15 protein-coding genes and 3 tRNA genes are annotated in these 11,210 nt (G+C 65.0%); 5 read left to right on the forward strand and 13 right to left on the reverse strand.

Annotated features, from left to right (window positions below; genetic code table 11):
• The 10 genes from WDA27_14165 to WDA27_14210 all read right to left on the reverse strand — a co-directional run.
• Nucleotides 1-244 (reverse strand): hypothetical protein (locus WDA27_14165; GenBank protein MFA5892073.1); only part of this gene is annotated, 244 nt, incomplete at its 3' end.
• A gap of 176 nt (nucleotides 245-420) precedes the next feature.
• Nucleotides 421-822, reverse strand: coding sequence for a zf-HC2 domain-containing protein (locus WDA27_14170; protein ID MFA5892074.1), 402 nt, complete (start codon nucleotides 820-822; stop codon nucleotides 421-423).
• On the reverse strand, nucleotides 819-1,385 hold the full coding sequence (locus WDA27_14175) for a sigma-70 family RNA polymerase sigma factor (GenBank protein MFA5892075.1): 567 nt from the start codon (nucleotides 1,383-1,385) through the stop codon (nucleotides 819-821). Before WDA27_14175 ends, WDA27_14170 begins: the two co-directional genes overlap by 4 nt.
• Before the next feature lie 77 nt (nucleotides 1,386-1,462).
• Nucleotides 1,463-2,374: a glycosyltransferase gene (locus tag WDA27_14180; GenBank protein MFA5892076.1), complete on the reverse strand. Its 912-nt coding sequence runs from the start codon at nucleotides 2,372-2,374 to the stop codon at nucleotides 1,463-1,465.
• A gap of 61 nt (nucleotides 2,375-2,435) precedes the next feature.
• Entirely contained in the window at nucleotides 2,436-2,858 is a 423-nt protein-coding gene (locus tag WDA27_14185; protein MFA5892077.1) for a MaoC/PaaZ C-terminal domain-containing protein, read from the reverse strand.
• Between the two features lie 3 nt (nucleotides 2,859-2,861).
• Nucleotides 2,862-3,320: a MaoC family dehydratase N-terminal domain-containing protein gene (locus tag WDA27_14190; GenBank protein MFA5892078.1), complete on the reverse strand. Its 459-nt coding sequence runs from the start codon at nucleotides 3,318-3,320 to the stop codon at nucleotides 2,862-2,864.
• Between the two features lie 3 nt (nucleotides 3,321-3,323).
• On the reverse strand, nucleotides 3,324-4,130 hold the full coding sequence (locus tag WDA27_14195) for a 3-oxoacyl-ACP reductase family protein (GenBank protein ID MFA5892079.1): 807 nt from the start codon (nucleotides 4,128-4,130) through the stop codon (nucleotides 3,324-3,326).
• A gap of 99 nt (nucleotides 4,131-4,229) precedes the next feature.
• Complete coding sequence (gene rpmG / locus WDA27_14200) at nucleotides 4,230-4,394, reverse strand: 50S ribosomal protein L33 (protein MFA5892080.1); 165 nt, start codon at nucleotides 4,392-4,394, stop codon at nucleotides 4,230-4,232.
• Nucleotides 4,395-4,438: 44 nt separating this feature from the next.
• Nucleotides 4,439-4,510: transfer RNA gene (locus tag WDA27_14205), tRNA-Met, on the reverse strand.
• Nucleotides 4,511-4,551: 41 nt separating this feature from the next.
• Nucleotides 4,552-4,624 (reverse strand) — tRNA-Thr (locus tag WDA27_14210).
• A 59-nt stretch (nucleotides 4,625-4,683) separates the two neighbouring features.
• Here WDA27_14210 and WDA27_14215 point away from each other — a divergent pair.
• Complete coding sequence (locus WDA27_14215) at nucleotides 4,684-5,457, forward strand: lysophospholipid acyltransferase family protein (GenBank protein MFA5892081.1); 774 nt, start codon at nucleotides 4,684-4,686, stop codon at nucleotides 5,455-5,457.
• 3 nt (nucleotides 5,458-5,460) lie between these two features.
• Here the strand turns inward: WDA27_14215 and WDA27_14220 are convergent, their stop codons facing one another.
• Both WDA27_14220 and WDA27_14225 read right to left on the reverse strand, forming a co-directional pair.
• On the reverse strand, nucleotides 5,461-6,531 hold the full coding sequence (locus WDA27_14220) for an SAM-dependent methyltransferase (GenBank protein MFA5892082.1): 1,071 nt from the start codon (nucleotides 6,529-6,531) through the stop codon (nucleotides 5,461-5,463).
• 112 nt (nucleotides 6,532-6,643) lie between these two features.
• A tRNA-Tyr gene (locus tag WDA27_14225) sits at nucleotides 6,644-6,728 on the reverse strand.
• Between the two features lie 51 nt (nucleotides 6,729-6,779).
• Here WDA27_14225 and WDA27_14230 point away from each other — a divergent pair.
• From WDA27_14230 to WDA27_14240, 3 genes are all read left to right on the forward strand, one after another.
• On the forward strand, nucleotides 6,780-7,277 hold the full coding sequence (locus WDA27_14230; protein MFA5892083.1) for a YajQ family cyclic di-GMP-binding protein: 498 nt from the start codon (nucleotides 6,780-6,782) through the stop codon (nucleotides 7,275-7,277).
• A gap of 100 nt (nucleotides 7,278-7,377) precedes the next feature.
• Nucleotides 7,378-7,794, forward strand: coding sequence for an ester cyclase (locus WDA27_14235; GenBank protein MFA5892084.1), 417 nt, complete (start codon nucleotides 7,378-7,380; stop codon nucleotides 7,792-7,794).
• A gap of 135 nt (nucleotides 7,795-7,929) precedes the next feature.
• A complete protein-coding gene (locus tag WDA27_14240; protein ID MFA5892085.1) occupies nucleotides 7,930-9,615 on the forward strand; it encodes a TIGR03767 family metallophosphoesterase in 1,686 nt (561 codons plus the stop codon).
• Nucleotides 9,616-9,831: 216 nt separating this feature from the next.
• Here WDA27_14240 and WDA27_14245 read toward each other — a convergent pair whose 3' ends face one another.
• Nucleotides 9,832-10,683: a M23 family metallopeptidase gene (locus WDA27_14245; protein MFA5892086.1), complete on the reverse strand. Its 852-nt coding sequence runs from the start codon at nucleotides 10,681-10,683 to the stop codon at nucleotides 9,832-9,834.
• Between the two features lie 28 nt (nucleotides 10,684-10,711).
• On the opposite strand from WDA27_14245, the gene WDA27_14250 reads away from it, so the two are divergent.
• Nucleotides 10,712-11,164 (forward strand): hypothetical protein, encoded by a 453-nt coding sequence (locus tag WDA27_14250; GenBank protein ID MFA5892087.1) that lies wholly within the window; start codon nucleotides 10,712-10,714, stop codon nucleotides 11,162-11,164.
• Nucleotides 11,165-11,210 lie beyond the last annotated feature (46 nt).

Raw genomic sequence — 11,210 nt, forward strand, 5'->3', positions numbered from 1 at the left:
AGACGCCCGGCGACCCCGACGCCTCGGGTGTCGGCGTCGGGGATGCCGACGGGGATGCCGACGGGGTGGGCGAAAGTTCTGGCGCAGGTGAGGCCTGCGCGCCAACAAACGATGGTCGGTTCCCCGATCGGGCGAAGGCCACTGCGACCACGAAAGCCGTGGCCCCAACGGCCAACATCAGCACAAGACCGACGGCGGTCCACCTGCTTCGCGACCTGTTCGCCCAACCAATCCATCGGCGCATGTCGGTCTCCTTTCGCAGACCGCAAACCAGGGTTGCCGGCACGGAAGCTGCGTGTTGTTGGCCGCCCGACGCGGAATTCTCCCCCCACAATTCAGCAAACCCTCACAAAGCTACTGATTCGTTCTTGGGGACGTCAAGGGTCCGAGGGAGGAATGGAGGGAGGAAGAAAGGAAGCGCTACGTCGCGGGTTCGATCCGGCGACTCCCTCGCAGCGCGCGCCACATCGCGTATGCAGCCCCTGCCGCCACCAGCGCCGTTCCGGCCGCGGAGACGACCGCGTCACGGTTATCCAGCACCGTCCGCGCCAGGTCGGCAAGGGCCGGGATTGGGGGAAGGAAGAACTTCCTCGCACCACTTTCGTGAACAGCCTCGAGGATCGAATCCAGCAGATGAGCCGGCGGCTCGGCATTGCGGCCGACCAGGGACGTGAGCCCCACGTGCACTCGCTCGAAGCGGGCCGCCGCCGCCGTGCAGTCCTCGCAATCGGCTAGGTGATCCTCCACGACTCGCGCGGTGGCCTCGTGCAGGTCGCGACCTCGGTAGCCGGGCAGGTACAGAGCGATCTCTTCGCACCTCATGACGTCTTCTTCCTTCTTCGATTGATCGGGACGACGACTCCCGACGCCGCCAACTCGTCGGCGAGCCGTTGGCGCGCGCGGAACAACCGCACCTTCACCGCTCCTTCGGTCGCACCCATCACACGTCCGATCTCTTCACAACTCCAGCCGTAGACATCGCGCAGAACGACGGCAGCACGGTGCTGGGCGGGCAGCCGGGCCAGCGCGCGGTCCATGAGGTCGGCGTCGGCCTGATGCTCGGTCTCGTCCGCTGCGGGGACGTCCGGCATGTTCTCCGGGTCGGTGGGCACTCCGGCGCGCGCGCGCCTGCGGACGTGGCTGAACGCCGTGTTCGCGGCGATCCGGTAGAGCCACGTTGACAACTCGGAATCCCCGCGAAAGTTGCGGAGCCCACGCCATGCCCTGAGATAGACGTCCTGCGTGACCTCCGAAGCGTCGTCGGGATTGCCGACGATTCGCAGGACCAGTCCATAGACCGATCGATGTGTCGCCCGCACCATGTCGTCGAACGCACCCGGCTCACCTCGCCGGCAGGAATCAACAAGTTCCCGCGGTAGTTGCACGCATAACCTCCGGTGGGTTGGACACGCTTACGGGACTGCGGGTTACGCGACTTCCGTACACATCACCCGTCCTGCTTCTAACCTCCTCCCCCGCGCGCGAGCAGCAGGTGCTCATGATGCTTCCAGCGATCGAAGAACACGTAGTGGTTGCGCTTCGAACGCCGCGCGCGCTCCTCGTCGGACAGGGAACTCCACCCCCGGTGTTCATGACGGCGGACGTCCAGTGGGACCACAACCGCGCGCAAACCCTCGCTGCGAACCTGGAATGAGAAGTCGATGTCGGCGTTGCGATACCAGGTGAACTTGTCGCGAATCAGACCTTTCGCGGCTATTTCTCGACGGAACGCCATCACGTAGCCCTCGACGGCGTCAACCTCGGGCCCGTCCGACGAGTGCCAGGACCGGAGATCATCGCTCACGAGCCCAAAGGGGCCGGCGACGGCGACGGTCTGTTCGGCGACGGCCCGCCGCAAGGGCTCCAAGATCTCCCCGGTGGGCTCCACGGAGAGGTCGGCCATCACCAAGGTTCCCCCGAGGCTCGTGCGCAGGCCCGCGTTGCGCGCGACCGCCCAGCCGGGATCACGGTCCAGATGGCAGACCCGCGCCACCGGGTGGGCGCGCGCAAGGTCCTCGATCCGGTCGCCGTCCCCGGACGCCGCGTCAACTATCACGATCTCGGCCGACGACAGGTCCGAGCGCGCGATGCCGTCAAGAAACCGCTCGAGGTCGCCGGGAAACCCCTCGTAGAGCAGGTGAACGGAAACGTCAAGCGTGGGAGGCTCGACAAGGACCGACGCGATCGACTCCGGCGAGCACGCCTCGAATCGCGCGCGGCGCTCGACCACTGCGCCCGCAGCCGTATCCCGGACCGCGTATCCGGACGCAGCGATCTCATCGCGCAAAGCATCGGCGAGCGCGAAGTCGTGCGCGTTCCGAGCAACCTGCCTGCGTCGGGCAAGCTCCCTTACGTGTTCGGGCGCGCTCTCCACCCCTTCATCGTACGGCGAAGGGGGCGCACCGGCGCCCCCTTCCGCAGCTTCGTTCTCGTAACTAGGCCAGACGGACGACCGCTTCGGCCGCAGCCACGTTGAGTTCGCCGATGGCTGCACTGAGTTCGACCCGCACCGCGTTGCCGTCTAGCTTCTCGACGATCTTCCCGGTTACGGAGACCTCGGTCGGAGCCTCGTTCGCAACGACGACCGGCGAGGTGAACCGAGTCTTGAACTTCAAGACCGCTCCCGGGTCACCGCACCACGCGGTGACGTACTCCCCCACGCGCGCCATAGTCTGCATCCCGTGCGCAATGACGTTGGGAAGCCCGACCATCTTCGCGAACTGCTCGTTCCAGTGGATGAAGTTGAAGTCGCCACTGGCGCCTGCGTACATCACCAGGTTGATGCGCTCGACCTTGTACGTCCAGGGCTTGACCTCGTCGCCGACGGCGACGTCGGAGTAGCCGATGCTTGCCGTCATATCTCAGCCCTCCTGCGGCGCCGTGCCGCGCGAGACGATCGTCGCACTCGCGACGGCCACCTTCTCGCCTTCCACCGTTTCGATCGCCGCCTCCACGTACAGGTACTCGTTGCGGCCACGCGCCGCGATGTTGGCGATGCGAGGCTTACCGACAAGTACGTCGCCGGCACGCACCGGCCGCAAGAGTTCGAACTCCTGCTCCCCATGGACGACCATGGCGTAGTTCACGCCGAGTTCGGGGTCACCGATGACTTGAGGCGAGTACTTGAAGCTGAGCACGGTCAGAAACGTCGGCGGAGCGATGATGTCGGGATACCCGGCGGCCTTGGCGGCCTCCTCGTCCATGTAGACCGGGTTCTGGTCGCCGATGGCGATCGCGAATTCGCGGATCTTCTCGCGACTCACCTCATAGGGCGAAGAGGCCGGGTACTCCTTGCCGATTAGGGCAGTGTTCATTGGCATTCTCTAGCCTCCGATCTGTGCGCCCGTGACGGGCAGGCAGACGCCCGAGACGAAGTCGGCTTCGTTCGACGCCAGGTACAGGTGAGCGTTGGCGATGTCCTCGGGCTGGCCGTAGCGGCCGAGCGCGATCATCATCAACGCCATCATGCGGGTCTGCTCGGGGATTCCGAGATCGTTGCCCTCGCCCTTGGCCGCCGTTAACCGCGTCTCCACGAACCCGGGAGCCACGCAGTTCACGTTGATGCCGAACGGTCCAAGTTCGCGCGCGAGCGTCTTGGTGAGCGCGATCAGGCCACCCTTTGCAGCGGTGTAGTTAGCCTGGCCGGCATTGCCGCTCAAGGCCGCAACCGAAGATGTGAAGTTGATCTTGCGGTTGTAGGCAACGGCGCCGTTGGCTTCTTTCTCCTTCTTGGCGACCTCGCGCATGTACGGCATCGCCGCGTACGCGGTGTTGTAAGCGGTGTAGAGGTTGACCTTGATCCCGAGATCCCAGATGTCGGGTGTCATGTTGTGGAACGTCTTGTCCCGCGTGATGCCGGCGTTGTTGATCAGAATGTCGAGTTTGCCGAACTCGTCGATACAGGCCTTCACGAGCGCCTGCGCGTTCTCCGGCTGGACGGTGTCCACGGCCACGGCAATGGCCCGACCGCCGTTCTTCTTGATCTCCTCAACCACCTCGCCGGCCGGAACCGGATCGATGTCGTTCACGACGACCGCTGCACCCTCCTGGGCGAAGCGAAGCGCCGTGGCACGTCCGATCCCGCGTCCCGAACCCGTGACGATGGCAACCTTGCCGTCCAAACGACCCACGGTGTCCTCCTTAGTTTCGCCTATGGGGAAGGAGGCGTTTCCGCCGTGCGCAAACTACGACGGGGCCGGGAGGCCGTCAAAACGCGGAGTGAGCCCCGGCTAGCGGGTCTCGCGGTGGGAGGTGTGCTTGCCACACCAACGGCAGTACTTCCGCAAGCCGATTCGCTCGCGGTCGTTCACCTTGTTCTTCGTTGTCTGATAGTTACGGCGCTTGCACTCCTCGCATGCGAGGGTGATCCCGGGCCGCTTCTCGCTCTTCGGCACTTGTTCCTCTCAGGTCCAAAAGGCCCGCGCAGTATACCCCTTCGTAGCGGGGGGCGGATTCGAACCGCCGACACAGCGATTATGAGCCGCTTGCTCTGCCCCTGAGCTACCCCGCCTCGGGCGCAACTTTACCGCACCCCGGAAGGGCACGTTTCCGAGCTGGCGATGGGACTTGAACCCATGACCTCGGCTTTACCAAAGCCGTGCTCTGCCGCCTGAGCTACGCCAGCGAAGGGAAGGGATTGTAGCATCGGGACGTCAGTCCTCTCTCCGAGCGAACGGAGCCCTCGTGGCCGAACCTGTGTATCGAAGCGTCATCGGCGGTGTCCTCGCCATGATCAAGACCATGCGCTGGAAGGTCATCATCTCCGGCGAGGAGCACATCCCGACCGAAGGCCCTGCGATTCTGGCGACAAACCACATCGGCCACCTGGACTTCATCTTCTCCGGGTTCGCGGCGCGAGGGCGAGGAAGACTGGTTCGTTTTCTCGCAAAACAAGAGATTTTCGACAAGGCCTTCGTCGGTTGGCTCATGCGCAAGATGCGCCACGTTCCGGTGGACCGCTTCGGTGCCGCCAAAGACAGTCTGGACACAGCGATCGACGCGCTTAGGCGCGGAGAAATCATCGGGATGTTCCCGGAGGCGACCATCAGCCCGTCGTTCGTTCCGCGCGCCGGCAAAACCGGAACCGTTCGCATGGCGCAGATTACGGGCGCGCCGCTCATCCCTGCCGCGGTATGGGGAACCCATCGGATCATCACGAAATGGCGCCCGAGAAACATGCAGCGCGGTGTCGCAATCATGGTCAACATCGGAGCGCCGATAGACCTATCCCCCGACGAGAATCCCGAGGCCGCAACCGCGCGCCTGATGGATCGCATCCGCGAGTTGCTCCAGGAGGCGCAGTCGTCCTATCCGCAGACGCCGGCAGGGCCCGAGGATCGCTGGTGGCTCCCGGCCCACCTTGGAGGAACCGCCCCGACGCCCGAAGAGGCCGAGGTGCGCCTGGAGGAAGAGCAGCGAGCTAAGGCCGCCAGGCGCGCGCGCGCCAAAGACGCCTGAGACTCAGCCCGCGGCGCTCGGGACGGGCAGGCCGGGAGTTGCAAGGACGGCGAGTTTCAACGCCCCGAGCCCATCAGGTGCGACGAGCATCGACGCCTGTCCGCGCGCCGAGTACATTGCGATCCCCTCGCGCCAGCGGCCGGTATCCTCCAACGACTTCTGCTCGGCCCGCATGTCATCGAGGAGGCGCCGGTAGCCAAGTGCCATCAATGCTTCTCGCTGGGTCACGAGCCCGTGGACTTCAAGGCCGAATCCCTGCGCGGTGCGGCACAAAGCGGCGAAATCCACGGGGCCGGTGATGTCGGTCGCGCCGGGATCGGCCAAGAGATCCGTCACGAGTCGGTGCTCCCGATACCCCCGAACGGGTTCCGGAACTTCGCCGAACGCGAATCCGTAGTCGAACACGAACACATATCCACGCCCGAGCGCCCCGGCCACGTCTTCGACGAAGGCGGCTGCCGTCGTCGACACGGGACGCTCCTCTCCCGGGCGAAGCGGCGGGTCAAGCGCGCGCGCCAGGTCGTCGGGTGCCGCAACCTCCACTTCCATCAAGTCGTTTCCGGCCAGCCCGACGCGGACCTCGACGGTTCGCCCATCGCGGGCGCGCGCCAGACGAAACGGCAGGTTGTCCAAAAGCTCGTTTGCGATCAAGCATCCGGTGAATGGCTCTTGCGGCAGCGCCTCGAGAGCCGGGAGCCCGGCACGCTCAAGCCCGGCGCGTGCCGCGGCGTCCTGTTCGACGGTTAGGTAGCGAACGGCGGCGGCGAAGGGCGCGTCGGTGGCCGCAACCTCCAGAATGCGCCGTGCGAGCGTCCCGTCGCCGGCCCCTACCTCCGCGACGATGAAGGGCTCCGGACGCCCGAGCGCGTTCCAGGCCTCGCGCAGTGCGCGCGTCAGGAGCGCGCCGAATACAGGGGAGACGTGCGCGCTGGTTACGAAGTGGCGACCAACCGGCGCGCGCGAGAAGAACCCGTCCTCGGGGTCGTACAGGGCCGCGCGCATGTACTCGTCAAAACCGATCGGGCCTTGCTCGCGAATTCGGTCGGCAATTATCTCTTGCAGGCGCGCGCTCATCACCACAACGTTACCCGGATGATGCCGACTGAATCGAAGCCGCGCGCCCGGTTCCGGCCCGAGAACCAAGAACGGGACCCGCCGATATCGCTTCGACGGATCCCGTTCCTGTTGGTGGGAGGAAGAGGGTTCGAACCTCTGAAGGCTGTGCCACCTGATTTACAGTCAGGCCCGTTTGGCCGCTTCGGTATCCTCCCAAGCCCCCCAGTTGCCCGAGGCGCGGATCGATAGTGTACCCTCCCAACGCCATGGCGAAAGATTCCTCGTTCGACGTCGTTTCCGAGATCGACCGCCAAGAGGTCGACAACGCGCTGAACCAGGCGCGCAAGGAGCTACAGCAGCGGTTCGACTTCAAAGGAACCGGCGCCGATGTCGCCTGGTCCGGCGAACTCGAAGTCACGATTTCCGCCAACGCCGAGCAGCGCGTTCAGGCCGCCCTTGAGGTGTTCAAAGAGAAATGTGTGCGCCGCGAGGTCTCGCTGAAGGCACTGCAGTGCGGCGAGATCAAGCCCACCGGCGGCGGAGCGTTCAAGTTGCTGATCGCCATCAACAAGGGTATCGCCGACGAGAAGGCCCGCGAGATCGTCAAGACCGTCAAGGCGGCAAACCTCAAGGGTGTCCAGGTCGCGATCCAGGGTGATCAGTTGCGCGTGAGCGGCAAGACCCGCGACGCGCTCCAGAGCGTGATCGCACTTCTCAAAGAGAAGGACTTCGGCATCCCGCTTCAATTTACGAACTATCGCTGATTCCTCCCCTCCCGGAACCGCCCGCTTGGGCTATGGAATCGCGGGCGCGCGGCGCGCGGCATCTGACTCGTCGGACCGTCGACGGGGAAGGGAGGATGCGTTGGAGACACGCGACCTGATCCCACGCTTCTACAAGGAAGTGATGGAGAACGGGAACTTGGACGTGATCGACGAGTTGCTCGCGCCGGACTTCGTGGAGCACACGCTCCCACCGGGAAGCAGCTACGAACCCACAAGGGAAGGCGTGAAGAACCTCATTCGCGATCTGACCACCGGGTTCAGTTCATTGTCGATCGAGGTGCACGACGTGATCGCGCAGGGCGACGTCGCCGCATGCAGGGTCACCATGAACGGAACGCACAGCGGCGAGTTCATGGGTCTTCCGGCCACCGGCAAACGGATTTCGTGGGACTCGTGCGACTGGATACGAGTCCACAACGGCAAAGCCGTCGAGCACTGGGCCGTCGACGACAACCTGACCATGCTGCAGCAACTGGGCGTAATCCCCCAGGTGTAGGCAACGAAGAACCAGACGCCCCGACCCGCCACGATGACGGGTCGGGGCGTCGCATGTTCGCGATCGGCAGGAGATCCCCGCCACGGCGCCAATACTCCTTGGGAAGGCATAAGGTCGAACTCGGGGAGACATGGCATGAACTGGACGCGGCGGCAGTTCCTGGGAGCGATCGCAGGCGCGGGCGCGGTAGCGGCGCTGGAGGGAACGCGCGCCGGACGGCTGTTCGGAACTCCAGCGTTCGCCGACGGTCCGTGGGACGAAACAACGGTGGTTAAGACGATTCGCGCCCTCGGGGCGACCGGATACGTCCGGCTCGGAGACGGCGGCGCCGGCGAGCCGCACTTGGTTCGCGACGAAATGGCGCCGGCGCGCGCCGGCCGTGAAACCACGCGAGTTTCGCTGCTGTACTTCGCGCACCTCACCGACATCCACATCATCGACACACAGTCCCCACTGCGGCCGGAGTTCCTGGACCCAACGAGCTTCTCGCCGTCGCCGGCCCCGTTCAACTCCGCATGGCGTCCGCACGAGCCCCTGACGACGCACGTCCTCGAAGCGATGGTGCGACGCGTCAACCGAATCCCTTTGAGCCCCCTGAGCGGGGCGGCAATGAACTTCGTGCTCGCCGGCGGAGACGCGGCCGACAACGCCCAGCTCAACGAAGCTCGGTGGTTCGTCGACATCCTCGACGGCGGGCGGATCACCCCGGACTCGGGAACGAAGGGGGTCTACGAAGGCGTACAACGAGCCTCGTATCCCAACCCGGCTTACTGGCATCCCGACGACCCATCCCGAGACCAGTACGGAATCCAGTTCGGATTCCCGCTCATTCCCGGCTTGCTCGAAGCGTCGATTGCGCCGTTCATGGCCGAAGGCCTGCGAGTTCCGTGGCTGTCGATGACGGGAAACCACGACACGCTGTGGCAAGGGAACTGCCCGACTGAAGGGGCGGCCGGTGTCCCCTTCGCTGCCATAGCAACCAGCGGAGCAAAGCCGGAGGGAGGAGCGACGCCCGACCGCGAACGCGAAATCCTCAAGACGCGCGACTGGATCGCACAGCACTTCGCGACGCCAAGTCGGCCCGGCCCGGTCGGACACGGGTTCACGCAGGAGAACCTGCGAAGCGGCACCGGCTACTACGCCCGCAATGAGGGAAACAACGTGCGGCTGATCGTCCTGGATTCAGTCAACCCGAACGGCTACGCGAACGGCAGCCTGGACGCCGCACAGATGCAATGGCTGGAGAGCGAATTGATCTCGTGCCACTCCCGGTACCTCACACCTGCGGGCGACTGGGCGACCACGGGCAACACCAACCGTCTTGTGATCCTGACAGGGCACCACAGCTTGTACTCGATGGACAACCCCCTGATCGGCCCGGTCACGACCGAGCCACGCGTGCTCGGCGATCAAGTTACGGCGCTGCTCGCGCGATTCCCAAACATCGTGCTGTACGTGGGTGGACACGTCCACGAGAACAGAATCGTGGCGCACCCGGGCCCCGACGGTTCGTACGGGTTCTGGGAGATCGCGACGGCGTCACACATCGACTGGCCGCAACAGTCGCGCATCCTTGAGCTGCTCGACAACAAAGACAGCACGCTGTCTGTTTGGGTAACCGTCTTCGACCACGTCGCGCCGGCGAGTCCGGGCACGGGATTCGACGTCATCGACCTCGCGAGCATCTCGCGCGAACTGTCGTACAACGACCCTCAGTCGGGCGCCAACGGAGGGAAGAACTTCTCGGCTTTGGAGAAGAGCAAGGCGACGGGGCAGCCGATCGACCGCAACGTCGAACTGATCCTGCGCGCGCCATTCTGATCCGCAGTCCAGCCCCGGAAGTGCAGAGGGCGCCACAGTTGTGGCGCCCTTCGGAGAAGTCGGCGGCTACTTCTTCCCGCCCTTCTTCGGCTGCTTGGGCTTCTTGACTTCTTTCTTAGGCTTGTCGCGGCCCTTGGCCATGGCGATCCCTCCTGTCGTACGGCACCGCGAGCCTACCAAAGGATTGGCGTGGCTCCGCCTCTTCCCGAAGAGGAATCAGTCGCCGGTGCGAACCGGGTCGAGCGCCGCCAGCAGCAAGCCGAGCGGCTGATACGCGGGAACTGCGGGGTCGAGCGTTCCCGCTGGGCCGTCCCCAACGACCGGCGGGTCCATCGACGTCCAATCGTGTTCGGACAGCGGACCGGCGAGCGCCAGATCAGCTAGGGCAATCGTCGCTCCCGACATGCCGAACCCTGCCGTCCACAGCGCGGGCGGCGGCGAGTTCGGGTCGGCAAACAAATCGAAGAGAGTCCCCCAATTGGCAGCCCCGAGCGTCGGGATATCGGCGCCCGTCGCCCCCAACGCGTCTGCGAGGCGATTCTCGGCCGCGACCAACCATGCGTCGAGGATCCTCTTCGGATTCACCGAGTCTGTGGTCCCGGTCGGATGCACCTCGAAGTGCACGTGCGGGTAGGTTCCCTTCGCGACTCCGGTGTCCCCGACGAACCCGATGATGTCACCCGAGGAAACCTGCTTGCCGGGCGCGATGCCTCGAGCGATTCGGGAGAGATGCCCGTAGAAGTAGTACCGCCCGCTGGGGGTCATCAACCAAATCGCGTTACCGCTGGTTCCCCCCTGGGCGACCTTCCAAATGTACCCGTCTCCCGAGGCGGTGACCGGCGTGCCTGAAACCGCAAACAGATCCGTCCCCTCGTGCGGATGAAACGACGGCAGGTAGCGCGGCGCGCCGTAGTCGTCCTGGTACCACACATACCCGAGGACGGGGAACCGGCCGAAGGCGCGCCCGAGGTCGCGCGGAGAACTTGAGTTCATCCCTGCGGCGCGCATCAACTCAAGCAGGCGAGTCGTCGTATGAGCCGGGCTCTTCTCGCGCGTAAGCCAGGTCATAAGTTCACGAGAGTAGGTCGAAGGCGAGGTGGGTCCCAGGGATCGCTGCGTCGGCTGTGACCGCCGCACCGACGAAGACCTCCGGGCGGATGACTTCGATCCACCGGATGTTCCCTTCGTCGGGGTCGACGAGGCCTTCGGGCGCGGCGTCGAGGACGACGTCGGCCTCGCGGAGGGATTCGGAGTCGGGTTCGTGGTGGGCGTGGGATTCGTGGTGGGGGTCGGGTTCGTGGTGGGCGTGGGATTCGTGGTGGGGGTCGGGTTCGTGGTGGGCGTGGGATTCGTGGTCGGAGTCGGACTCGGGGACGGCTTCTTGAATCCGGGAATCGGGATCTGCGCGTTACCCGGTGCAGGCAGCAGTGCCCAGACGGCCGTAAGAAGGGCCGCCAGAATTGAAACCCGCCTCAGAAATGATCTCATCGTTGCCGTGTCCGTCCGCATGTCCCTTTTCGCCGCTCGGAGTGGCGATCCCTCTGCCTGACCAACGATTCATAGATCGATCAGGCTCGCGGCGGGGAGCGGAACCG

Source organism: Actinomycetota bacterium (assembly GCA_041658565.1).
Lineage (GTDB): Bacteria > Actinomycetota > AC-67 > AC-67 > AC-67 > JBAZZY01.

Bases quoted from the DNA above. Each gene is read 5' to 3' on its own strand.
- WDA27_14170 (MFA5892074.1), bottom strand. From the start codon at position 822: ATGAGGTGCGAAGAGATCGCTCTGTACCTGCCCGGCTACCGAGGTCGC.
- WDA27_14185 (MFA5892077.1), bottom strand. From the start codon at position 2,858: ATGACGGCAAGCATCGGCTACTCCGACGTCGCCGTCGGCGACGAGGTC.
- WDA27_14190 (MFA5892078.1), bottom strand. From the start codon at position 3,320: ATGCCAATGAACACTGCCCTAATCGGCAAGGAGTACCCGGCCTCTTCG.
- WDA27_14220 (MFA5892082.1), bottom strand. From the start codon at position 6,531: ATGAGCGCGCGCCTGCAAGAGATAATTGCCGACCGAATTCGCGAGCAA.
- WDA27_14230 (MFA5892083.1), top strand. From the start codon at position 6,780: ATGGCGAAAGATTCCTCGTTCGACGTCGTTTCCGAGATCGACCGCCAA.
- WDA27_14240 (MFA5892085.1), top strand. From the start codon at position 7,930: ATGAACTGGACGCGGCGGCAGTTCCTGGGAGCGATCGCAGGCGCGGGC.
- WDA27_14245 (MFA5892086.1), bottom strand. From the start codon at position 10,683: ATGACCTGGCTTACGCGCGAGAAGAGCCCGGCTCATACGACGACTCGC.